Annotated in this window: 21 protein-coding genes; 11 read left to right on the top strand and 10 right to left on the bottom strand. The window is 43.8% G+C overall.

Annotation, left to right across the window (positions count from 1 at the left end; translation table 11 throughout):
* Positions 1-7: 7 nt before the first annotated feature.
* Positions 8-1,354 (bottom strand): peptidylprolyl isomerase, encoded by a 1,347-nt coding sequence (locus J3P37_RS20380; protein ID WP_256013302.1) that lies wholly within the window; start codon positions 1,352-1,354, stop codon positions 8-10.
* A 256-nt stretch (positions 1,355-1,610) separates the two neighbouring features.
* Between J3P37_RS20380 and J3P37_RS20375 the strand changes: the two genes are divergently transcribed.
* Positions 1,611-2,147: a hypothetical protein gene (locus J3P37_RS20375; RefSeq protein ID WP_256013299.1), complete on the top strand. Its 537-nt coding sequence runs from the start codon at positions 1,611-1,613 to the stop codon at positions 2,145-2,147.
* A gap of 32 nt (positions 2,148-2,179) precedes the next feature.
* The gene (rdgB, locus tag J3P37_RS20370) at positions 2,180-2,764 is read left to right on the top strand and encodes an RdgB/HAM1 family non-canonical purine NTP pyrophosphatase (RefSeq protein ID WP_256013297.1); all 585 of its coding nucleotides are present in this window, start codon (positions 2,180-2,182) and stop codon (positions 2,762-2,764) included.
* Between the two features lie 197 nt (positions 2,765-2,961).
* On the opposite strand, the gene J3P37_RS20365 is transcribed toward rdgB, so the two are convergent.
* Positions 2,962-5,016, bottom strand: coding sequence for an OstA-like protein (locus tag J3P37_RS20365; protein WP_256013294.1), 2,055 nt, complete (start codon positions 5,014-5,016; stop codon positions 2,962-2,964).
* Positions 5,017-5,099: 83 nt separating this feature from the next.
* Here J3P37_RS20365 and tilS point away from each other — a divergent pair, with 83 nt between their 5' ends.
* From tilS to J3P37_RS20350, 3 genes are all read left to right on the top strand, one after another.
* The gene (tilS, locus tag J3P37_RS20360) at positions 5,100-6,452 is read left to right on the top strand and encodes a tRNA lysidine(34) synthetase TilS (protein ID WP_256013292.1); all 1,353 of its coding nucleotides are present in this window, start codon (positions 5,100-5,102) and stop codon (positions 6,450-6,452) included.
* On the top strand, positions 6,442-6,933 hold the full coding sequence (locus J3P37_RS20355; protein WP_256013289.1) for a hypothetical protein: 492 nt from the start codon (positions 6,442-6,444) through the stop codon (positions 6,931-6,933). Before tilS ends, J3P37_RS20355 begins: the two co-directional genes overlap by 11 nt.
* A gap of 333 nt (positions 6,934-7,266) precedes the next feature.
* Entirely contained in the window at positions 7,267-7,509 is a 243-nt protein-coding gene (locus J3P37_RS20350; RefSeq protein ID WP_256013287.1) for a hypothetical protein, read from the top strand.
* 107 nt (positions 7,510-7,616) lie between these two features.
* Here J3P37_RS20350 and J3P37_RS20345 read toward each other — a convergent pair whose 3' ends face one another.
* Positions 7,617-8,003, bottom strand: a complete 387-nt coding sequence (locus J3P37_RS20345; RefSeq protein ID WP_256013285.1) for a response regulator transcription factor — start codon at positions 8,001-8,003, stop codon at positions 7,617-7,619.
* Positions 8,004-8,155: 152 nt separating this feature from the next.
* On the opposite strand from J3P37_RS20345, the gene glgX reads away from it, so the two are divergent.
* From glgX to J3P37_RS20315, 6 genes are all read left to right on the top strand, one after another.
* The gene (glgX, locus tag J3P37_RS20340; RefSeq protein ID WP_256013283.1) at positions 8,156-10,294 is read left to right on the top strand and encodes a glycogen debranching protein GlgX; all 2,139 of its coding nucleotides are present in this window, start codon (positions 8,156-8,158) and stop codon (positions 10,292-10,294) included.
* A gap of 51 nt (positions 10,295-10,345) precedes the next feature.
* Positions 10,346-12,208, top strand: a complete 1,863-nt coding sequence (gene treZ, locus J3P37_RS20335; protein WP_256013280.1) for a malto-oligosyltrehalose trehalohydrolase — start codon at positions 10,346-10,348, stop codon at positions 12,206-12,208.
* A 40-nt stretch (positions 12,209-12,248) separates the two neighbouring features.
* Positions 12,249-16,463, top strand: a complete 4,215-nt coding sequence (gene treY, locus J3P37_RS20330; RefSeq protein ID WP_256013278.1) for a malto-oligosyltrehalose synthase — start codon at positions 12,249-12,251, stop codon at positions 16,461-16,463.
* Positions 16,464-16,569: 106 nt separating this feature from the next.
* A complete protein-coding gene (locus J3P37_RS20325; protein WP_256013276.1) occupies positions 16,570-17,148 on the top strand; it encodes a putative outer membrane beta-barrel protein in 579 nt (192 codons plus the stop codon).
* Between the two features lie 265 nt (positions 17,149-17,413).
* Positions 17,414-18,904 carry a tetratricopeptide repeat protein gene (locus J3P37_RS20320; protein WP_256013274.1) on the top strand — a complete coding sequence of 497 codons (1,491 nt, stop codon included), beginning with the start codon at positions 17,414-17,416 and terminating at the stop codon, positions 18,902-18,904.
* A 26-nt stretch (positions 18,905-18,930) separates the two neighbouring features.
* Positions 18,931-19,119: a hypothetical protein gene (locus tag J3P37_RS20315; protein WP_256013272.1), complete on the top strand. Its 189-nt coding sequence runs from the start codon at positions 18,931-18,933 to the stop codon at positions 19,117-19,119.
* On the opposite strand, the gene J3P37_RS20310 is transcribed toward J3P37_RS20315, so the two are convergent.
* From J3P37_RS20310 to J3P37_RS20280, 7 genes are read right to left on the bottom strand one after another with little or no spacing between them, the layout of a single operon-like run.
* Entirely contained in the window at positions 19,075-19,743 is a 669-nt protein-coding gene (locus J3P37_RS20310) for a lysophospholipid acyltransferase family protein (protein ID WP_256013270.1), read from the bottom strand. The genes J3P37_RS20315 and J3P37_RS20310 overlap by 45 nt on opposite strands.
* Positions 19,740-20,573, bottom strand: coding sequence for an alpha/beta fold hydrolase (locus tag J3P37_RS20305; protein ID WP_256013267.1), 834 nt, complete (start codon positions 20,571-20,573; stop codon positions 19,740-19,742). The genes J3P37_RS20310 and J3P37_RS20305 overlap by 4 nt, the downstream gene beginning before the upstream one ends.
* Positions 20,574-20,596: 23 nt before the next feature.
* Positions 20,597-20,962: a holo-ACP synthase gene (locus J3P37_RS20300; protein ID WP_256013265.1), complete on the bottom strand. Its 366-nt coding sequence runs from the start codon at positions 20,960-20,962 to the stop codon at positions 20,597-20,599.
* Between the two features lie 49 nt (positions 20,963-21,011).
* Positions 21,012-21,824 carry an enoyl-ACP reductase FabI gene (locus J3P37_RS20295; protein WP_256013262.1) on the bottom strand — a complete coding sequence of 271 codons (813 nt, stop codon included), beginning with the start codon at positions 21,822-21,824 and terminating at the stop codon, positions 21,012-21,014.
* On the bottom strand, positions 21,824-23,173 hold the full coding sequence (locus J3P37_RS20290; RefSeq protein ID WP_256013260.1) for a beta-ketoacyl-[acyl-carrier-protein] synthase family protein: 1,350 nt from the start codon (positions 23,171-23,173) through the stop codon (positions 21,824-21,826). The genes J3P37_RS20295 and J3P37_RS20290 overlap by 1 nt, the downstream gene beginning before the upstream one ends.
* A 2-nt stretch (positions 23,174-23,175) precedes the next feature.
* Positions 23,176-23,436 carry an acyl carrier protein gene (locus J3P37_RS20285; protein ID WP_256013257.1) on the bottom strand — a complete coding sequence of 87 codons (261 nt, stop codon included), beginning with the start codon at positions 23,434-23,436 and terminating at the stop codon, positions 23,176-23,178.
* A gap of 6 nt (positions 23,437-23,442) precedes the next feature.
* Complete coding sequence (locus J3P37_RS20280) at positions 23,443-23,994, bottom strand: hypothetical protein (RefSeq protein ID WP_256013255.1); 552 nt, start codon at positions 23,992-23,994, stop codon at positions 23,443-23,445.
* Position 23,995: the final 1 nt, after the last annotated feature.

Here is a 23,995-nt window from a genome sequence, read left to right as displayed (position 1 = left end):
TCTGGTTTTATTTGGCAACCCACATTTTTAAACCTTCACATGACTGAAACTCCTGATCAATCTTAATATAGGTAGATTTCCGTCTTTGCTCGAACCACTCACTTACCTGCCGGTTCAATTTATCCTCATAAGCACTTTCCTTCAACTTTGGAAAATCCGTTTCCAGACTGGCCTGGTGGGGCTGAGTTTTTGACTTCAGGTATAAAAAGCGATAGCCTTGTTTACCATCTTTCGCAGTAAATAGCTGAGGCTTAGAAAACGACCCAACCTTCATCGTGTCGATCGTTAAAAAGACTTGAGGCTCCAGTTTGTCAGTAGGGATATACGTAGTACGGCTCTGAACACCTTCAGTGTTCAACAGCATACCTCCGGTATATTTGGTATCATTATTATCAGAAAACATAGAGGCTGCGGTCGCAAAGGGAATTTTACCGGCAACCACGTCACGGTGAATGCTGTCTATATGAGCCTTAGTCCGGTCAAGACTCGCAGGAGTTGGCTCTATTTTAATCAAAATATGTCTTACTCTTACCTGCTCGCCTCTTCGGTCGATAACCTGCAGAAAATGGAAACCAAAATCAGTCTCAAAGACCGGCGACAAATCACCTGCTTTAAGCTTAAAGGCCATTGCCGTAAATTCTTTAGTCATCACAGTCCGGTCAAAAAATCCAAGATCCCCACCGTCAGGCGCGGAACCCGGATCCTGAGAGTACAGCCGCGCCAATGTCTCAAAGCTTTCGCCACCCTTAACCCTTAAGCGCAAAGCCTCTGCCTTATCCCGGAAAGCCTCCTTCTCCTTTTTTGTAAGCTTCGGGTAAGTTACTATTTCGCCGATCTCAACTTCTGTGTTGAAATAAGGCAAACTGTCTTTGGGAATTGATTCAAAAAAACGCTTTACTTCAAGCGGAGTCACCGCAACATTTTCAGTGATCTTTCCACGCATTCTTTCAGCTACCAGCTGCTCTCTTACATCCGGCCGGATCTCATCTTTATACTGAATTACCGAACGGTTCAGAAATTGCTCTAATCGCTCTTGCCCACCAGCCCTTTGCATAAAAGCTCTCATGCGGCGGTCAACCTCATTGGTAACCTCATCATCAGTAACAGTCACAGAGTCAATTACTGCTTGCTGAGAAAGTAGTTTTTGAGTAAGCATTTGCTGAACCAGGTAACATTTTACCTCCGGATTTTCGGGATTCCCCTGTAAAATGTAATTGGCATAATCACGTTCAATATCCGATTGTAAGATAATATTGTCTCCTACAACCGCTACTATTTTATTCACTGAACGTTGTGCATAAAGGGTATTTCCCACAGTAACCAATACCAAAAGTACCCTAAAAAATTTTCTCATCCTTAATACCTATATTTTTATTGCCAAAGAGGCATTTCCATGCAATTTTTGATTTCTGTTCGCTTAAGAAATCTTGCAAAATTATCAGATATAATTTATTATTCACTGATTTTCTGAAATTATGCCATTTTGCGTATATAAAGGTAAGCCGATTAATCTGGGAAACCGCTAAAAAATTAGTTTTTAACTATTTTTAACAAGAATGCCTTGTGGGCATCAGGGTCGCAGATTGCAGGTTTTTTTGTAGTTTTGAACGATGAGTGGATTGAAAGCAACACACCCGGTTTCCCTTCAGTATTTAATGACTGAAGAACTCTATCTTATTGATCCAATCGACCTTGAGGCTGTAAAAGACGTGAGCCAAACTAACATTCGGGAAAGCCAGGCTGAAAGTCCCGCTCCTCCTCCCCAGCCTTCGTTTGACTATCTGGGTGAAAACAATAAGTATTTCCTGCTGCTGGTTGACTATCCCGGCCATCAAGTAATGGCCCCCAAGGAACTGGAAGCCCTTCAAAGTATCCTGACCGCAAAAAAGATGAGTTTGGGCGACGTGGCTGTTATGAATGTAGCGACCAACCCCGCAGCAAGCCTGCAACAATTAAAGACATTTTTTGCCTGCAGTAAAGTGGTGCTCTTCGGACTCAATCCGGAAAGATTTGGCCTACCGGCACTGAGCCCGAACAAGATCTCGGAACATGAGGGAATACAACTTCTGAACACCTTCAACTTTTCCGAAATGCTCAACGATGTGGAAAAGAAAAAAATCTTTTGGAATGTTATGAAAGGATTTTGAGGCGCTGCAGTACAACAAATCAACCCCTATATATGAAATCACTCGTATTCGCGACGAATAATAAACATAAGCTGGAAGAAGTCCAGGCCCTGATGGGTAGCAAGTTTCACCTGAAAACCCTCGAAGAAGCAGGCTGCTTTGAAGATATCCCTGAAACGGGGACTACTTTCGAAGAAAATGCTTCCCAAAAAAGCCGTTATATTTTCGATCACTTTAAACTTGATTGCTTCTCTGACGACTCGGGGCTTGAAGTAGACGCGCTGAATGGGGAACCGGGAGTTTATTCCGCCCGATATTCCGGCTCGAGAGATCCTGAAACTAATCTGCAACTGGTGCTTGATAATATGAAAGGAAAAAGCAACCGGCAAGCACGCTTCATCTGTGTGATCTCCTTGATCCTCGATGGGAACGAATATCTGTTCGAAGGAAGGGCCGAAGGGCGAATCACTGCTGATCGCTCAGGAAATGCCGGGTTTGGCTACGATCCCATCTTTCAGCCTGAAGGCTACAATATTACATACGCCGACATGAGCGGAGAAGAAAAAAATCAAATCTCACACAGGGCGCAGGCGATACAAAAACTTACCGATTTTCTCGATGGGTATAACGAATATTGAAAGGTTTGCATCTAAATTCCAGACACAAGACGCACGCGTGCCACACCGCTGTCCTTAGTCTGTAGCCTCGGCTAAAGAGTGCAGGGGACTAAGGATTAACCAATAAATGAAAGTCTCTGACTCGTTAGGCGTTTAATTATAGCGCTTTAAGGAGTCTGAGACTCCTTTGCATTTCTGAATTTTCTAAAATAAACCTGTTACTTCTTACTTGCTGTTTTACCTGTCGCTTTTTGTGCCGGAGGAATCGCTCTTTTAGCAGTCGGCTTCGAAGACTTTTTAGGAGCAAGTGTCGGAATAATTTCCTCTTTTGATTTGGGACGTTCGTTGGGCTTCCAGATGAACCCCTTTAATATCTCAACATCCTTATCGACCTTCTCAATAGGATAGTACTTACCCTCGGGTTTTCGAACCAAAACTACATTTTCCAACTTGTTATCCTTAAAATCAAGCCTCATTCTGCTGCTTAGCGAACGATTCATACCCGAGTAGGCACTATCCTGAACGGTATAATAGATACTTTCAGCATTCCCATCCACAAACATCTGATATAAGCGATTATCTTTAAATATGCCTGTAAGTACCTTACCCTTCACCTGGTTAAACTTAATCGAATCCAGTTCAGTGCTCACCACAAACCCATTATTTTGCAGGAGCATATTGTCGAGCTTCTGGTTTTTTAGTTGGAGGAAAATGGTATCGGCTGATAACTGCGAACCTTGGGTCCAGATCATGGGATTTACATAACACCGGATGATAGAGTCAGCATAACTGTAAAAAGCTGAATCCGCCTTGGTTTGCAGATCCGATTTGAAGATCTTTACTTTATTATAGGCCAGGACTATCCGGGTTCGGGTGGTATCAAGTGGCAATTTCACATCCAGCTTTTTCTGGAGACTATCTTTTTGTAAGCTGTCTTTTGCCGCTGACTCTGTTCCTGCAGAAATAACATCGTCCGAATCGTCTTTTGCCGGTTCAGCTTCGGTCATAACGTCTTTCTTCTGTTCTTTCCCCTTAAATAAACCACTCAGTAGTCCTTTCTTTTTCCCCCGTCTCTTTTCGCGGGCAGAAGGTTCCTCCTTTTCAACCTCCTTCCTGGCACTTGTATCCTGCAAAGCTTCCTCTTTTGGCGCCGCAACGGTAGCAGTTGCAGTACCTGCCGGCACAGCATCAGCAGGGCGACTTTCTGCTGCCATAGGTACAGCACCCGCCTCACCCCCTTCAGCAGCTAAATCAGCTCCCTCAACTCCAGGATCGTCTACTATTTCTTCATCTGCCTTTAATTCCTCCTGGTTAGCCGGTTTCAGGTCCCTAAGAAAAATTAATTTTGTACGCAGCGTATCAGCAGTCATAAAGATAGAATCCACTGCCCCTGAATCTGGCTTCGTCTGCAAGACAACGTAAGCATTTCTCGTAACCAATGCACTTTCATCTATCTTACGATAAATGCCCTGGTTGCCCTTCAAGGTTATCTTTTGGGTGGTGTCAATAAAAGTAATATTGTTGATCGCTTTACCAAAACCAGCCTTACCATCATAATATAAACTATCTCCTTTTAAAGATTTGCTGCCATCGGTGTACAAATTCTTCTTCCCAAACCATGCCTGATCGGTAAGAGTATTGTAACGCCCGTTCTCAGTATACAAATTAGTTTTATCTTTTTTTCCCTTGATGTTTGTAGGGCCGTAAAAATAGGAAACCCTGGTTCCCGAATTGTATTTCAGGGTATCGGTAGTGATCAGCGCATCAGGGGTATTTACAAGAACGTCATATCTGAAATAAGCATCGCGGGTATTGGCAAAGTAGTACCCTGTTTTGCTGGTCAGCACATCAGGTCCGTTAACAATTTTACCACCCCCGGAATAAGTACCAATCCGTGTCCCCATGTTGTACGTCAGGAAATTGGTTGTAAGCACCGCTTCTTTATCAACCAGTCGAACATTATTAGTAAGCAGCGCAATTCTAGTCGTACCATTATAGTTCAGCAAGTCGGAATATACAGTTGTTCCATTTGGCTGGGTAATTACTACATTGCCAAAGGCATCGAAGGTATTGGCATTTTGGTTAAAATCGGCACTGTCTGCAGCAAGCGTTGATCCTTCCTGAGAAAATATGGGGCGTATCACCCGCATCACACCTTCTTTTGAAAACCCTTTGATGATTTCCGAAGATGTCAGCTGCACCGGTTTGCCTTTCTGGGCTTTGGCCTGCAACACTGCAGCCACTAGAAATAAAAGAAAAAAGACTTTCCTCACGCCGCAAAATTACTCTTTTAAAATATAATTTGTATTAATAAGCATCCTTAAGCTTTTTAAAGATAATTGAATAATTTTGATGAATGTTGCCCACCAGCCGCTTTTTATCATTTGTCGCCCAACAAAAGTTATTCAATCCTACTGACAAGGTTTTGCTTACAGTAAGCGGAGGCAGGGATTCTGTTCTGTTATGCCATCTTTTCAACGCTGCAAGGCTTGATTTTGGTATTGCACATTGCAATTTCGGATTGAGGTCTGAGGAATCTGATGCCGATGAACTTTTCACAAAAGATCTTGCAGACTCTTTTAAAGTACCATTTTATTCCGTACGTTTTGACACAAGTGATTATGCCCAATCAAGGAGCATCTCTACACAAATGGCCGCCAGAGAGCTTAGGTATAATTGGTTTGAAGAAATACGGCAAACTTATGGATATCAGTACATTGCGTTAGCTCACCATGCAAGCGATACCACTGAGACGGTTCTGCTCAACCTTACTCGCGGAACAGGAATAGCAGGTCTGCACGGCATTCTTCCCAAAAGGGATTTTTTAATACGTCCCCTATTATTTTTAAGCAGGGATGAGATCTCTGTTATTATTGAAAGCGAAAATATTCCCTACAGGGAAGACAGTTCCAATCTCTCATCTAAATATGCCCGGAATAAGATCAGGCTGGAAGTAGTACCCCGGCTAAAAGATCTGAACCCCGGATTGGACGAAACCTTTGAGGCAAACGCCAGACGCTTCATCCAGGTGGAAGATTTCCTAAATACTGAAGTCGGGAAATTAAGAGAACGTCTCTTCATCCAAATTTCAAAAACTCAATTCGAGATCCGGTTAGAAGATCTGAAAAGCCTCTCACCGAAGCAACTCCTTCTATATGAGCTCTTCAAGCCTTTTGGATTCTCTGAGGCAGTTTTGACCGACTTCGCACAATCCTGGGAAAGTCAGCCTGGAAAGCTCTTCAAGTCGCAAACCTATACTTTGCTTTTGGACAGAAACCGGGTTTTACTTGAGAAAAAAAGCGAGCAACACCATTCTTCCGAAATACTGTTTGATTTAAAAGGGAATGATGTAGTTTTTGGAAGTACCAGGCTGATATTTGACATCCGGGAAATTGGAAGCACAATGATCAGTCCGCTCAAGGACAAAGCTTTTTTTGACTTTTCCTTGTTACAGTTCCCATTAAAATTGCGTCAATGGAATATAGGGGATTATTTTTTTCCTTTCGGAATGAAGGGAAAGAAAAAGGTGAGTGATCTGTTCAGGGAGCTTAAGATTCCGCTTACTGAAAAGAAAAATATTCCTATACTTGAAAATGCTAATGGCGACATTCTGTGGGTGGTAGGCTACCGGTCGGATAACCGTTACAAAGTTAGTTCCCAAACAAAAAAAGTTATTACATTCGAGAAGCTAAAGCACCATGACAACTGAACCTGTATTTTCTGAAAAACAATATCTCGGGAGAGATTATAATCGCATAAGTATCAGAGTGGTTATGATCTTATTTTGTGTGGCGGCCTATTACATCACCGAAGGACGGGAAAGAAATGGCGATCTGTTTTTAATAGTCGGTGCCGGAATTTTTGTCGCCTCAATTGTAATGTTGTTCATGGTACACTACCGCACTTCCGTAAAAAACAAAAGCGTTATCTTAAACGGTCTATGGACAACAAAGCTTATAAAAATAGATTTAAATAGCATTGTAAAGGTCGAGCGTAAGGCGTACAGTCCATATATTATAAATAATCCTGTTTATAACCTGCATCAAAAGGGTAAAATAAGGTTTTATGCAAGTGGGAAAGATGCTATTTCCCTCACCGACCGCGATGGTCTTGAATATATCATAGGAACCCAATGCCCCGTAGAACTGGAAGATGCTATCCGTTCAGAAATGAGGAAGCCGGAGAATTAAGTTCATCGATTTCTTCGTTTATTTTGTACAGGTGTAAAAATCCCATACACAAGTGCGACCAATATTCAGGGCAATCCATAACGAACTGTAACTCACCGGGCTATTATTTTAAGTATATCAAAAAATATATCCTGATAACCCGCTAATGGACTGAATTTTGATAAGTTCTTTTTGCAGCAAATCGGATCTCATGATAGTAAAACCTTACACCCCCGAAAACACCACCTACCGGTCGAAGTTCTCCCACGCAGAAAACAGAAAATTTGATGCATTTATGTATCTCTTCTTTTTCATGCTTGTATTGTTACTTGCTATTTACACCTCCCTATAGTCATGATACAAACTCAGGAAGTAAAAAGCCAAATCGCTGGCTTCTTCAAACAGAAGGAGATGGATAATAATTTTTTGGTGCAACACATCAAACAAGCATATTCAGCCGGTAAGCTTGATCACAATTTCATTCGCAAGATTATAGGTAATTGCTTCAAGTCCCAGGATCATACAGCAATTTTAGTAGGTTCACTATTATTGCAGCTGGATAATGATGAGATAAGGGAGCTTTTTAAAGAGTTATAAGTAGGTTCTAAGTCCTAAGTTTCAGCACACGCAGCACGCGTGCGCTAGCAAACGAATTGTTAATGGTTTTAAGCACGGCGTAAATCAAAAATCGTAATTCGTAATTCCTAACAATATTCACTTAACGCATCATTACTTCTACGGTTAAAGCAAGAGCTTATCTTTTCATCAAGTTCGAACAGATCAAACGGCTTTTTAATAAAATCATCTGCTCCGGATTTTTCGGATTGATCGATAACATCATTATACCCTGACATAATAATAACAGGTAACTTGATCTGCTGATTGCTTTTTATCTGGTGACAGATTGCCCCTCCGTTTGCACTTGGAAGCATAAAGTCAAGCAATAAAAGATCCGGTTTGTATTCCTCTATTGTCTCATACAAACGCTTTGCGTCGCTGATCGTTTTAACCTGGTAGTTTAAGCAAGCGAGGGCGTCGTCCAAAGCTTCAAGAATGGCTTCGTCGTCATCCAATACAAGTATCCGTTCCATACATCTCCTGTTAAAGTATTGGTTAATTCATTCTGCAAAGTTTTATATAGAAGTTCACAACTATTGTAAAGGTTTTAAAAAACTGAAAAAAAACACTATCGAAAAACCTATGAAGACAAAACATTTTAAGAGCATTTTCATTGTTATCCAGTATGATAAAAACTATATACCCAGGTAACCCTTACCCACTTGGCGCAACATGGGATGGCGAGGGTGTTAACTTTGCTCTATATACTGAAAACGCAACTGGTGTTGACCTTTGCTTGTTTTCAAATGACGAATCAACCGAGACCGACCGTATACCACTTAAGGAGCGATCGAATCATGTCTGGCATAGCTATATTCCGGGACTCAAGCCCGGACAATTATATGGATACCGGGTTCATGGACCATATGAACCAGAGAACGGGCACCGGTTCAATCCAAATAAACTTTTGCTTGACCCCTACGCGAAAGCGATCACGGGAACAATGGACTGGCATGATTCCTTATTTGCTTACAATATCGGTGATCCGGAGGAAGATCTTTCGTATAGCGAAAGCGACAGTGCTTCCTATATTCCCAAGAGTGTTGTCATCGATGACAACTTTGATTGGGAGAACGATAAGGCTCCCAAAATATCGTACCATAAATCTATTATTTATGAAGCTCATGTTAAAGGCTTTACCAAGCTCCATCCGGAAATTCCGGAAAACATACGCGGCTCTTATGCTGCAATCGGACACCCTGTAACCATTAAATATTTGAAAGAGCTTGGTATCACGGCTATCGAGCTGATGCCTGTGCACCATTTTGTCAAGGACAGGTACCTGGAAGAAAAAGGATTAAGCAATTATTGGGGATATAGTTCGATTGGATTTTTCGCTCCAGACGTTCGGTATTCAAGCAGCGGTACTCACGGTGGTCAGGTAACCGAATTTAAGAACATGGTGAAAGCTCTGCATAAAGCAGGTATTGAAGTAATCCTGGATGTAGTTTATAACCATACTGCAGAGGGTAATCAGAATGGACCTACACTTTGTTTCCGTGGAGTCGACAACGCCTCCTATTATCGCTTGACAGACGACAACAAACGCTACTATATGGATTATACGGGTTGCGGCAATACCTTGAATGCCAACCTGCCTAATGTCCTTAGAATGATCATGGATAGCCTGCGTTACTGGATCCTCGACATGCACGTCGATGGTTTCCGTTTCGACCTTGCAGCGACCTTGGCTCGGGAACTGCATGAAGTAGACCGGTTAAGCGCATTTTTCGATATCATTCACCAGGATCCTACCATATCGCAGGTTAAATTAATCGCCGAACCATGGGACATTGGTGAAGGTGGTTACCAGGTTGGAAAGTTTCCTCCGGGATGGGCGGAATGGAATGGGAAATACCGTGATTGCATCAGGGATTACTGGAGAGGTGCTGACAGTATGCTCGGCGAATTCGCAGAACGTTTTACCGGTAGTTCTGACCTATATAAAGACGACTACCGTCGTCCAACCGCAAGTATTAATTTCGTTACTGCCCACGATGGCTTTACCCTGCACGACCTTGTGTCGTACAATGAAAAACATAATGAAGCCAACGGAGAAGACAATAATGATGGCGACGATCATAACCGCTCATGGAATTGCGGCGAGGAAGGTGATACCGACAACGAGGAGATTATAGAGCTCCGCAACAAACAAAAAAGAAACTTTTTGGCTACCCTATTCCTGTCGCAAGGAGTACCTATGCTTGTCGCTGGAGATGAAGCCGGTAGGACTCAGGGAGGGAATAACAATGCTTATTGCCAGGACAACGAAATTTCCTGGATAAACTGGGAAAATAGCGATTCAGAGCTGCTGAACTTTACCAGAACATTAATTCACTTACGAACAACCCATCCAACGTTCCGCCGCCGCCGATGGTTTAAGGGACAACCTATTAAAGGGATCGGTCTGGAAGACATCAGCTGGTTCCTGCCGGATGGTGAAGAAATGCCTGAAGAGAACTGGAATCACGACTTTGCCAAATCCCTGGCTATCTTTTTAAATGGTAAGGGGATCCGTACAGTTGGACCTAAGGGTGAACCAATTGTTGACGACAATTTCTACATCGTTTTCAATGCACATTATGAGCCTCTAACCTTCGTTTTGCCACCAAAGAAATATGGCAGCAAATGGACAAAAATTCTGGACACCCATACCGGCTTTGTGACCGGAGACGACGGAGGAGAAACTTTCGGCGCTTCAGACTCTATAACCGTTGAAAGCCGCTCAGTAATATTACTTAGACAACCACTAACAAAGGAATAAAACTTAACCCGGACTGGGTGCATGCGGCTCCCAGTCCTAACAAAGAATAGCATGAATTCAACTGACGTAAAGAAAAGGTCTCTAGGTGTTAACTTTAATGCGGGAGATGATACGGCGGAGGTTCTGGTCTGGGCACCAAAAGCTAAAAAAGTTGAATTAGAAACTGAACGCACAGAAAACAACATCATCCCGCTAAACCGCCAGGAACACGGTTACTGGCATATCAAAACAACCCGGCTGAAACCAGGTGAAACTTATCAGTTAATCCTAGATGGTCAGCATAAGCGCCCTGACCCTGCCGCTCTTGCACAGGAAGATTCTGTACATGGCAAGTCAGTGGCCGTCGACCTCCACGCCTTTCAATGGACAGACGAGAACTGGAACAACGTGGCGCTTGAAGATTATATTTTATATGAATTACATACCGGCACCTTTACCCCTGAAGGAAACTTCAGGGGTATTGAAAGTAAACTCGAATATTTACTCGATCTTGGGGTAAATGCCATCGAAATAATGCCGGTTGCCCAGTTTCCTGGAGGAAGAAACTGGGGCTACGACGGTGTCCTTCCCTACGCTGTGCAGAATACTTATGGCGGAGCAGAAGCCTTGCAGCACCTGGTAAATAAATGCCATGAGAAAGGAATTGCTGTTATCCTCGACGTAGTGTACAACCACATGGGGCCAGAAGGAAATTACCTCGGCGACTTTGGCCATTATTTTACGGAAAAATACAGTACCCCATGGGGGAATGCCATCAACTTCGACGACGCCTGGTGTGATGGGGTTCGCCGGTATTTTATAGAAAATGTACTGATGTGGTTCCGTGATTTCCATATCGATGCGCTGCGTATGGATGCTGTTCACGCTATCAAAGACTTTAGTCCCGTACATATTCTTCGTGATATAAAACTTCATGTCGATAAGCTGATGGAAGAAACCGGCCGAAAACACTATCTTATTGTGGAACTCGACCTGAACGACACCCGCTTCATCAATCCCCTCAATGAGCAGGGTTTTGGCATGGATGCCCAATGGGTTGACGAGTTTCACCATGCTTTACGTGTAACCGCCGGCGAAAGCCGCACTGGCTATTATTCAGATTTCAATGGACTGGTCCATCTTGCTAAATCGTATTCAGATGCTTACGTTTACGATGGGCAATATTCAGAACACCGGTTTAAGAATTTCGGCATCAAAGCTGAAGATAATCCTGGGCAGCAGTTTGTTGTCTTCTCACAAAATCACGACCAGGTAGGCAACCGAATGCTCGGAGAACGCAGCAGCACACTGGTAAGTTTCGAAATGCAGAAGCTAATGGCCGGAGCGGTTCTTATCAGTCCATTTCTTCCCATGCTTTTTATGGGTGAAGAATATGGTGAGCCAAACCCCTTTCTGTACTTCGTAAGTCATACCGACGAAGAGCTTGCAGATGCTGTCAGGAAAGGTCGCAAAGAAGAATTTGCCGATTTTCACGCCGAAGGCGAGGCGCCCGATCCAGTATCAGAGGAGACATTTCTTCGTTCCAGGCTACAGTGGCAATTGCTAACGCAAGAGCCACATCAATTCCTGCTTAAGTACTATAAAAAGTTGATTGAACTAAGAAAGAGCCACCCGGTTTTGAGCCGGTTGGACCGGAAAAACCTTGAAGTGGAATGTAATGAAGCGGCCCAAACACTGATCTTACACCGCTGGCAGGATGAGCAGCATGTGATCTGCCTGATGAACTTTTCCGACAGGGCCCAGCAGGTTTTAATTCCCCCATATTCTGAACAATGGCAAAAAGTGCTAAACTCTGCGTCGCCGCAATGGAACGGAACATTTAATGCGCCCGAGTACCTTGCTGAGGATGCGAATATCGAGCTTCCACCAGAATCTATCCTGATCTATCAAAGTAGTTTGAACCAGCCAACCTAGCGTTGGGCTAAATTTGTTATTGACACTCTTTTAAAAAAACATGCACAACCCTATATCTACCTACAGGCTGCAATTCCATAAGGAATTCAATTTTGAAGATTTTACTGAAGTGATTTCCTATTTACAAGAACTAGGTGTAAAAACCGTTTATGCTTCCCCTGTATTTCATTCCACAAAGGGAAGCACGCACGGCTATGACGGCATGAATCCACATCTGATAAATCCGGAAATTGGCACGGAAGAGCAACTGAGAGCAATCAGTAAAGAGCTGAAAGAACACAAGATTAGCTGGTTACAGGATATCGTGCCTAATCATATGGCTTTTCATCCGGAAAATCCATGGTTGGTGGACGTTCTGGAGAAGGGCAGGCAGTCGGTTTATGCCTCCTTCTTTGACATCGACTGGACAAATGGCACAGAGCCGGCCCGGATCATGCTGCCTTTTTTGGGTTCTAACCTGGAAGACGTCATTAATAATAAAGAACTAACCCTGGAATATAAGGACAACCACTTTGTATTGAGCTATTTTGATAGTTCTTACCCCCTCACTCCCCGTTCCTACCAGGCTATTCTAAGCAGCGGGCCAGGCAACAACCAGGCCCTTGATCAGTTACTGGCGCAAATGACCGCCATACACCAGGTAGAAGAGCCCGATATGTATGCAGAACGCTGGCATGAGTTCTTATTACAACTTGCTTCATTGATGAAAAATGAGCCGGTAAAAACAATGGTACAAGCAAAGCTGCAGGCCATAAATGCTGATCACGACAAGATCACACAATTAGTCAACGAACAGGTATACCGTTTATGCTATTGGCAGGAAACAGACAAGAAGATCAACTTCCGGCGTTTTTTTACGGTCAATGGTTTGATCTGCCTGAACATTCAGGATGATGCCGTATTTACTCACTTCCATTCTTACATCAAAGAACTCAAAGACCAGGGGATCTTCCAGGGTGTAAGGATCGACCATATCGATGGCCTGCACAACCCCGAAAAATACCTGAAGGATCTGAGGGCTTTAATGGGCGATGAGACTTACATCACGGTTGAAAAAATACTCGAGCCAGGTGAAGAGCTTCCTGACTGGCCAATTCAGGGAAATACAGGTTACGATTTCCTTTCCGACGTTAACAACCTGTTTACCAATAGCGAATACGAAAAGGATTTCAGCAAATACTATCAGAAACTGACCGGCGACAAAACACCGGTAACCGAACAGATCCTTGCCAAGAAGGCACATATCCTTTTTGAACATATGCAAGGCGAACTCGATAACCTTTACCGGCTATTTATTAATCTTGGCCTGGGTGATGAGGCTGAATACGAGGCGGGAGAAGGTGAAAATCTTAAAACAGCTATCGCCGAGTTCCTTATTCATTGCCCCGTTTACCGCTTTTATGGCAACCAGCTTCCTCTTGACCGTAAAGAGGAAAATGAAATTTCCGAGATACTAAAACTCGTAAAAAAGAAAAAGCCTGAACTGAACAATCAAGTTGAACTGCTTTCAAAAGCCATATTGAAGAAGCCTAAACTCGGTAACAGGGAATACAATGCGGTCGCCTTACGCTTCTATCAGCGGCTTATGCAGTTTACCGGTCCCTTAATGGCCAAGGGCGTTGAAGATACTCTTATGTATACTTATAACCGCTTTATTGCGCACAATGAAGTGGGAGATGCGCCTGAATCATTCGGTATCAGCATTGATGTTTTTCATGAGAAAATGAAAGCAAGGCAGACACGCTGGCCCCTTTCGGCCAATGCCACCTCCACGCATGATACCAAGCGTGGGGAAGATGTTCGTGCCAGATTAAATGTTCTGACAGACTTGCCCGAGGAATGGATTGAATCGGTAAAGCTATGGCAATACCTCAATGCGCCCTTAAAACAGAATCAGGCCCCCGACTTAAATGATGAATATTTCATCTATCAAAGCCTGGCAGGAGCATATCCGATGCCAGGAGAGGAAGAAGATGATTTTTTGGAGCGAATACAACAGTATCTCGAGAAAGCCTTGCGCGAAGGGAAGCAAAATTCAAACTGGTCGAAACCTGACGAAGCGTACGAAACGGCGACAAAGAATTTCATTGCAGCACTTCTACAGAAAGACAAGCCGTTCTGGAGACATTTTGAGAGTTTCCGCAACAAAATACTGGACTATGGAATAGTAAACTCGCTGGTGCAGGTCCTATTGAAATTTACGTGTCCGGGTGTACCCGATGTGTATCAAGGCTGCGAGCTTTGGGATCTTAGCTTTGTTGACCCCGACAATCGTCGTCCGGTAGACTATGAGAAGCGAAGGCTGTGGCTCGAAGAAATATCTTCTGTAAAAGACAAAAAGGAACTTTATACAGAGCTCTGGCAAAATCGCTATAACGGCAAAATCAAGCTATGGCTTACTTCCGTTCTTTTGAATGAACGTAAACTGGAAAACGACACCTTTGAAAAAGCCGATTATATCCCGCTAAAAGTAAAAGGTAAACATAAAGACAAGGTTATGGCTTTTGCCCGCAGGCACAAACAAACATGGTATGTTGTTGCAGTGCCGCTGCACCTGGCATCCATGGCCAAGGCGGAGAAAACCGATCTCGCTAACCTAAAGTGGAAAAACACCCGCATCATCTTACCAGCTGAAGCTCCGGTTGTCTGGGAAAATGTGCTCTTAAAAACCAAGGGAAAAAATGAGGGCGAATTGCTGGTAAAAGATCTGTTTGAGACTGTGCCATTTTCAGTGCTAAAACTAAAACAACCAATCAATACCCGTGGAGGTGGAATTTTACTTCATATTTCTTCGCTGCCCTCATCATTCGGGGTGGGGGATATGGGTCCTGAAGCGAAGAATTTCGCCGACTTCCTGTACCGAAGTAAACAGAAGCTCTGGCAGATATTGCCGCTAAGCCCAACGGAAGCAGGTCAGGGTTACTCCCCTTACAGCGCCATTTCCAGCATGGCTGGCAACACCTTGCTTATCAGTCCCGAGTTACTTGTGGAGGAAGGACTTCTTAATAAAAACGACCTGAACGATACCCTGCCATCAAAGAGCCAGGCAGATTTTAAGCATGCAGAAAAACTGAAAGACAAGCTCTTTGAAAAAGCATTTTCAACCTTTCTGTCAGGAAACTTTAGCCGTCTGCAATCTGGCTTTGACCAGTTCTGTGCACAGGAAGCTTACTGGCTTGACAGTTATGCTTTATTCATCGCACTAAAACTACACCTTGGTGGCAAGCCATGGTATCAGTGGCCTGAGGCCTACAAACTTAGAAATAAGGAAGCGCTCCAAACCTTTACTGAGAACGAAGGAAAGACGATGCTTAAGACCAAGTGGCTTCAGTTTATTTTTATGAAGCAATGGCTGGAGCTAAAAGCTTATGCAAACGACAGAGGTATTCAACTTTTCGGTGACCTCCCTTTTTATGTCAGTTACGACTCATCGGATGTGTGGTCGCATCCTGAAATATTCCTTTTAGACAATGAAGGCAATCAAACCGGAACTGCAGGAGTACCTCCTGATTATTTCAATGACAATGGCCAGCTTTGGGGGATGCCAGTATTTCGCTGGGATGTATTAAAACAGCAAAATTATGAGTGGTGGATCAGGCGGATCAGCAAAAACATGGAACTGTTCGACCTATTACGACTAGACCATTTCAGAGCATTTTCTTCCTACTGGGAAGTTCCGGCAAACGAGGAGACTGCGAAAAACGGCGAGTGGCGGGAGGGGCCGGGCGCTGATTTCTTCAGAGTACTCGAGGCCCAATTAGGAAATCTACCATTTATTGCAGAAGATCTGGGAGATATTGATCAGCCGGTCTACGATCTGCGCGATGAGTTTAAACTTCCAGGCATGAAGGTCCTGCAGTTCGCCTTTGGAGATAACCTGCCCGACTCTATCGACATCCCTCATAACTATAAACAAAACTTCTTTGTTTATACCGGAACTCATGATAACAATACTACGCTGGGCTGGTTCCATCAGGAAGCTGACAGTGCTGTAAAAAAGCGGATCAGGATGTATACCGGACTTAAACCTAAGGATAAAAACATCCATAAAATTTTGGCCCGCCTGGCTTATTCTTCTGTAGCCAAAACGGCGATACTTCCATTGCAGGACGTCATCGGTCTGGATGAAGGTAACCGCATGAATATCCCGGCATCCACAGAAAATAACTGGACATGGCGCTTATTACCCGACCAGGTAAAGAAGGAACATGAAAAAGAACTGAGGACCTTGGTGCAGATCTACAACCGAGGCTAATACGCTGCTCAGGCGGGCAGCGAAAGAATTTCGCAAATGCACAATAACAGATTATCACAAACGAATAGCCTGAGGGAGGTGTTAAAACACACATAACGCTAAGCTCATGAAAAAACTATTTTTTACGATCCTTTTAACAGGAATGACCTTTTTAGGCGCAACTGCGCAGATCCAGCAAGGTAATGTGATGATCGGCACGAATATTTCAAACCTTAATTTCGGCCTGGATGACCCCAATGCTTTTACTTTCAACCTTAATCCTAAGGCCGCTTGGTTCATTCAAGATGGCCTGGCTATCGGTGGAGATATCAATTTCGGTCTCTCAACAGCTAAAGATGCAGGATCTGATATCACCTACGGTATAGGGCTTTTAGGCAGGTATTACGGCATGAGAGGTGCCGACCTGGTAGTAAACAACTCTCGCTTTTTTGGTGAAGCTACAGTGGGCATTTCCGGATATAATCCATCCACAGGCGGTTCCACCAATGGCCTCGGCTTTAGCTTTGGCCCTGGCTTTAGTTACTTTGTTACCTCTACTATCGGCCTGGAAGCATTACTCAAATATAACGGCACAGTCGGCTTCGGCAGCAGTCCCTACGCCCACCAGCTGGTTTTAGGTGTAGGATTCCAGATCTATCTTCCCGGAAGAAGCACCGCCAGGAAAGTAGAAAGCGACGTCCGGTAGGCGGAGAGCCAAAAGCTCAAAGCGAAAAGTTAACCTTACTATCCAGAGAATCCGAAAGGAATCTCTGGATTTAGTAACAGCAACGCTCTTCGAAATTCCCCCCCGGGCTCCATAGTCTTCGAGATATCCATCTGAAGCCCTATTGTAGGTTCTCCGAACAGCCCCTGCTAGCGCACGCGCCGCGTGTGCTTTTTAAAACAGCCAACAACATAACTTACTAAATAACCCAAACAGCTATGCCCCCTAAATTGTATTTTTGGGATCTATGCTAAATACCCGAAGAAAACTTCTATTACTCCTATCCTTGCTAAGCATACAACCCAGCCTGAAAGCAGCCTTCAATTTCAACCCAAACTGCATCAAGGCCTACGAAGCCATTCTAAGTTTAAAAGCAGAAGAAGCCAAAGTACTTATACAGAAAGAAAAGCAGCAAAACCCTCAGAACGGAATTACAATCCTGCTAGACAATTACCTAAGCTATTTCCAGCTATTAACTTCTGAAAATAAAGCAGCGTACGAAAATCAAAAAGACCTTAAAGCTTCCCGGATATCCGACTTAGAAAAACAAGACAAAAATTCCCCCTACTACCTTTTCTCCCAGGCAGAGATCTATTTACAATGGGGACTTATAAAAGGCAGGTTTGGCGATTATTTCTCATCTGCGATGGACCTAAACAAGGCTAAAGGACTCCTCAGAGAAAACGCTCAAAAATATCCCGACTTCCTGCCTAATCAGAAGAGCCTCGCCCTGATAAACGTCATATTCGGATCAGTCCCTTCCAACTTAAAAAAAACGCTTCAGCTTGTAGGCATCAAAGGCGACAGTCAGGCTGGGATCAACCAACTCCACTCCCTGCGTACGCAACTTCAAAAGTCGCCATACAGCTTTTATAAAGATGAAGTGATCTTCTTTATCTGCTATATTGATATTGACATTCTTCATAACAAAAACTCTTATTCCAAACTCATTTCGTACATCTCCGGAATGGAGAATGGCAGCCTGCTGAAAATTTACCTGCAAGGCTACGTATCCGCTAAGACGGGCCATAACCGGGAAGCAATCGCTTTCCTGGAAGCCAGTGCCAATAATGAAAACTCGCAGAAATTTCCGGCCCTTAGTTACCTGCTGGGCAATGCGAAGCTCAACCGCATGGATAGCAATGCGCATGTATACCTGACTAAATACATTCAGCACTATAAAGGGACCAACTTTATCAAAGACACTTATTTAAAACTGGCTTATTTCTACTTTCTGAATAACGATACGGGTAAGTATGCGTACTTCCTGAAAATGGTCAAAAACAAGGGATATACTAATAACGAAAAAGACAAACAAGCGCTAAGGGAAGCTAATGACAGGGCACCGGATCCCTTTTTATTAAGAGCAAGATTGTATTTCGACGGTGGTGATTACGCCAAAGCCCTTGCCCAGTTGAAAGATAAAGATGTAAACGACTTTAGTTTCTTCAGGGACAAAATCGAGTTTCACTACCGCCTGGGACGGATCTATGAAGAAAGTAGCCAGTTGAATGAAGCGCTTGTCAATTATCAGAAGGCCATTTACCTGGGAAAAAATGCCAGCTACTATTTTGCGGCCAATTCAGCTCTCAAGATAGCGGAGATCTCTGAACAGCAAAAGGATTATAAAAGGGCTACGTATTATTACAACCAGGCCATCTCGATGAAAGATCATGAATATGAAAGCAGCATTGAAAACCAGGCGAAGGAAAGGCTGAAAGTTGTGAATGGGAAGTGATAAGTCCATGATTGAAAATGGTATTTATGAACCCGCAGAATAAAGACCTTAAAGGCGGTCGTCATGCCGAATTCAATTCGGCACCTCTTGACCCATATAAGGAGCACCAGCTTAGGCAAGAGGTCCTGAAACAAGTTCAGGATGGCGAAGAAACGAATGCAAATTTCAATTCAGTGCGTTCGGGCATTCCGCGTAAACCGGATGGTTCTTTTTAGCGATTCCAGGTGATGCTTATTTACCCTATCCTGAAGTTCCTCAAAATCAAATTCATGATTGGTACCGCAATCCAGCACATTAAAATACACCGATGGCTTGAGGCTTTCAAAATATTCAGGAATATTACTGCTCCATAATATCTGACAGTTGCCCTGAACTCTGGGGACGATCTCTCCAATGCCTTCTTTAAACAGGATATGACGCACATGGCTGGATTCAAGGTTTCCCTGTGGGTACATCAGCAAAACGTTTCCGGGTGTATTTAGTATTTCAGCTGCGTAATTCAGGCTCTCCTCAATAGAAGCCCTGCCTGGTTCAACAGAAAAACATCCAAAGTACTTAAGCCACCAGTTCATTTCCATCTGCTTTTTCAGCACCATGATCTTTATACCTTTTAGGTTCTTCTCACCAACAGCATTACTCAATAAACCCCGGTATAAAAATACTGCCAGGAAGCCATCCCAGAAACTGAAGTGGTTACACATTAATAAGTACGAATGATCAGCCTTTATAGGAACGCCTGCAATAGGCATCTTATTGAATCGCTTCCTTAAAAACCAGCACAACATCCTGAAAAGGAAATTCAAAACAGCCGGTGGAAGTGGTTTGTCTTTGATGATCATGCCGGTATTTCTAAAAGGGCTTTTGAAAGAACCTGTGCAAAATTTCGATTGACCATTTCATGGTTTTCGTCGAGCACCAGTACCTCGGCATGCTGTAATTGCGAAACAAACCGGTTGCCAATACTTGGTGGATACATCAGATCCCGTTTACCAAAGATAAAGACGGATCTGATCTTTTTATCCCGAAGGACTTCAAATAACCTGGCTTCATCGGTCTCCAGGAACCGAAGATAGGTGAAACAAGCGTAAAAATTAAAACGTAATTCAGCTGTGGCAATCTCCTTATACAATATTTCATAACCTGAACGGTCAACAACCCTTATGGCCTGACATACCTTGAGCAGTCTGATCAGGGCTTTTTTACTCAATACCAGTTTTTCCAACAAGCCATTTCCCAGCTTATTTTTACTCAGAAAGCGAACCATCCTTCCTGGATTTAAAGAAGAAGGTGCTACTACAATATACTCATCTACCAGCTGAGCCAGCTCTTCCACCACAGTGGTGGCGTAGTGAGAACCCATGGAATAGCCAATTACCGAGAAGCGATCTATCTGTTCATGCTTACAAAACGCCATGATCATACCTGCCAGCTCCTGCTTAGACAAGCCAGCCTTAACCACCTCAAGACTATGTTGTTTTAGCTTGGTTCCCTCATGGAAAAACAGGTCGAAGCCATAAAAGGTATATTTCGAGCCCAAAACCTCTTCCAGCACTCTAAACTGCCTGCCATGCATACCATACCCATGAAAACATAACATTTTTTGCGTGCCTTCGCCAAACTTATAATAACTAAGCGTGGCCAAAGAATGATCAAAAAAGTGCTGAGTCATCTCTTATGATTATCTGTTGATGATTATTTAAGTGATAAGATAGCCAGGGCCCACACATAGTCGCCGTCGTGTGAAATAGTTAAGCTGATAGGGTAAAAGTTTTCTTGGTCATGTAAAACCACGCTGGGCTTGCCGGCAATTTTGTCTCTGCGGATCTCTATTTTTCTCCATGATAAAGGTGCCGGATCTATTTGCTTGATAGCTTTGTAGACCGCCTCCTTTGCTGCCCAGGTAGAAGCATACCTCAACAAAGAATCATCGAACAGATTACAGTAGTTCCGTTCAGTTTCCGTATAAACTCTCTGCTTGAATAGTTCCGTAAGGGAGTGTTTAAAATCGGGCAAAAAGACAAGATCATTCCCAACCACAAAGCTTCTACCTTCTGCCACACTGCTGACTGTGTTAGTAATTTTATCTGTTATTCTATCTGTATCTAAATTACTCTCCATCATACGGCACTCCCATGATGTTGAACCCACCATCAACAAAATGAATATTTCCCGTAACTTTCTTCGATAGGGCTGAAAAGTAATACAAGGCCGCGTCACCTATATCTCCTGCGTCTACATTACCCAGAGGCGCCGTCAACTTACCAAGCTTCCGTAATTTTCTAACGCCATTTATCCCTCCGGCAGACGTTGTCATCACTAAGCCTGCCGAGATTGCATTTATCCTTACCTGGCTCTCCCTGAAATAGCTGGCCAGATAGAGCATGATATTTTCAAGAGCAGCTTTGTTAATGCCCATCCCTGCATAACCGGGGAAAACCCGCTGGGAAGCATTATAAGTAAGCGTGAGTACAGAGGCCCCTTTCGCAAACAATGGGTGGGCTACCCGGCAGATTCTTAACAGCGAATAAGCGCTGATATTAAAAGAATCCATCAGATCTTCGAAAGGGATATCCAGGTAAGAAGGTGCAGGGTCCTGGCTTCCCGGCAGCGAGTAACACATTACCTGCTGACTTCCAAAAGCCACTCCATGCAGCAAGTAATCTATCGGTCCCAGACCCTGATAAACCTTTTGAAGAAAAGCATTGATCTCAGTTTCGTCCCTTACATCCACTTCAGCTGCAAAGCTTGTATCCATACCCTGCCTTTCCATCAGGTACAATACTTCATCTTTGGTGTCTTTAACATAGCTTAAAGCAATCTTACAGCCCGATTGCTGTAACTTTACCGCAATGTCCCAGGCTATCGAACTTTCGTTCCTCACGCCAAAAACCACAGCTATCTTATTCGTATTCTCAATCATCACAGCTCTCTTGAAATAGAAATTGCACTATTGGTACCGCCAAAGCCATAGTTTAAACAGGCAATGTGGTTAATCTCTTTTGAGAAGCTATTTTGCGGTATCAGATCTCTGAATGCAGCAAGAGGTTCAAATGGTCCAAACCAATGACCGCTTTTCTGAAAAGATTCCTGCTCAGGATTCAGATGTGCCGAATTCAGGCAGGGCAGCACTTTCTGATGCTTGAGCATCAGCAAAGCCGTTATAAATTCAACGGCACCCGCAGCACCCAACATATGACCAAACTGTGATTTAGGTGCAGAAATATGATATCCGTCATGCCCAAGGGCATCAACTACGCTCAACAATTCTATCGCATCACCTGCAGGCGTAGACGTTCCATGCACCTTAACCACATCCGGTTTTTGACCGGAGCCGGCCATTAAACCTTTCCAGAGCCTCTGCTGACCGCTAAAAGAAGGAGCGAACATATCGCCATCGCCATCCGAATTATTAAAGTAATTATCTATGACAGCTATAATGTCAGCACCGCGGGCTTTCGCCAGTTCGTATTCTTCCAGGGCAACGATTCCTCCTCCGAAAGAACAAACAAAGCCATTTCGCTGCAGATCAAAAGGCCGCGAGCTCTCCTCCGGAGAAAAGCCCCTGCTGAGCACCTGCATCGCATCAAAACCAATAAATGTTTCCAGGGAAGTACCTTCTACCCCACCTGCAATGGCACGGTCCTGTAATCCGAAACTGATCAGCCGGTAAGCGTACCCGATATTACCCAGTCCTGTCGCACAGGCTGAGCCTATTGACTCGCACACCCCTTTGTTCTTTATCAGGCAGGATACATTGGCAGCATCGCGGTAAACCATGGCGCGGTCTACAGCATGCGAACCCACAAGCCGTGTTTTTTTCTTGTGGTGGAAGAAACTATGCCAGGCATTCCGCAGTATTTCATGACCTCCTCCACCGGAACCTACTACCACCCCTGTGCCTTCCGACTGTGTTTCAGCATCGCTCCAGCCAGCCATCGCAATGGCCTCCTGGGCACCCAGCATCGCCCAGATACTTCCGATATCGGCTGTTGCCAGGTTTGCATCAGGAATGCGGTTCAGCTTATCGATATAAGTCTCCGGATAATTTTCAACCAGTGTAGAATAAATAGGCTCAAGACCCATTTCCGCTTCCGTGATGAAACCCGAAACACTTGAACGGATATTTTTGCCGTAGGCTGTAGCTTTATCCCACTCTCTGATCAGGCTCTGATCAGAGAACAACTTATTGCTGAAGTCCTTGAGATCAGAACAGGTAGGAAAAGCGCCTCCCATACCGACAACCGCCACCTTTCTGCCTGGTACTTGCATGTTTAAGCTCTTTCTTTTGTTCTTAAAATCAGATCAACGATGTCTTTCACTGTCGAACCCAGGCCATCGATGTCATCATCCTCAAATTCCACATCAAACTTCTGTTCGGCCTTGGCAGCGATATTGATCATTTCAGTGGAAGGAGTGTTTAAGTCGGCAATAAAATCCGTTTCTTCGGTTACGGCAACCAGTTTGTCCTGGTCTATGGTTCTGACTGTTTTAAGTATTTCTACCAGACCATCAATAATCTCTTGTCTTTCCATTATTCTTTAATCTTTATTAAAAAGCTCTTTTTTCAATGCCCTGCCGGTTATATCATTCAGTTCTGCTACCAGCCCAAAGTCGTCGCTAAGGTCGTATGCCTTAAGGCGATCTTCATTGAAATGGCTAAAATACTCATCTAAGTTCAAACCTTGAGGCACTTTATAAATTCTTCCATCGCAGACCATTTGCCTGAACTTATAGAATTTAATGGAGCCGATGCTTATAAAAGTATCGCCTTTCTCCAGGTAGTTCTGAAAGTAAACTGCCCCGATACTGATAAATGCTGGAATAAACTGATCTTTAAGATCAAGGGGATCACATTTTTGTTTTTGGCATTCCAGGAAAGTCCCGCACGAAACTATAGTTGCCTGCGCAAAAGCCTCAATCTGATCCACCCCTCTGAAAATACCAAAATGGTCTTCCACATCCCTATCCTTAGGCGTATAGCTTGCCACAATACCCAATTTTGGCGAATGCCAGTGATAAGTGTCCAAAAGCAGTTTAGTGGGACCATGAAGCAACATGTTTTGGGGAGAAACCCCTACCAGATTGTCCATT

Source organism: Desertivirga xinjiangensis (assembly GCF_024436435.1).
GTDB classification, from domain to species: domain Bacteria; phylum Bacteroidota; class Bacteroidia; order Sphingobacteriales; family Sphingobacteriaceae; genus Desertivirga; species Desertivirga xinjiangensis.
The sequence above is the reverse complement of the archived record's forward strand: the minus strand, read 5'-3'. Positions and strand labels throughout refer to the sequence as shown.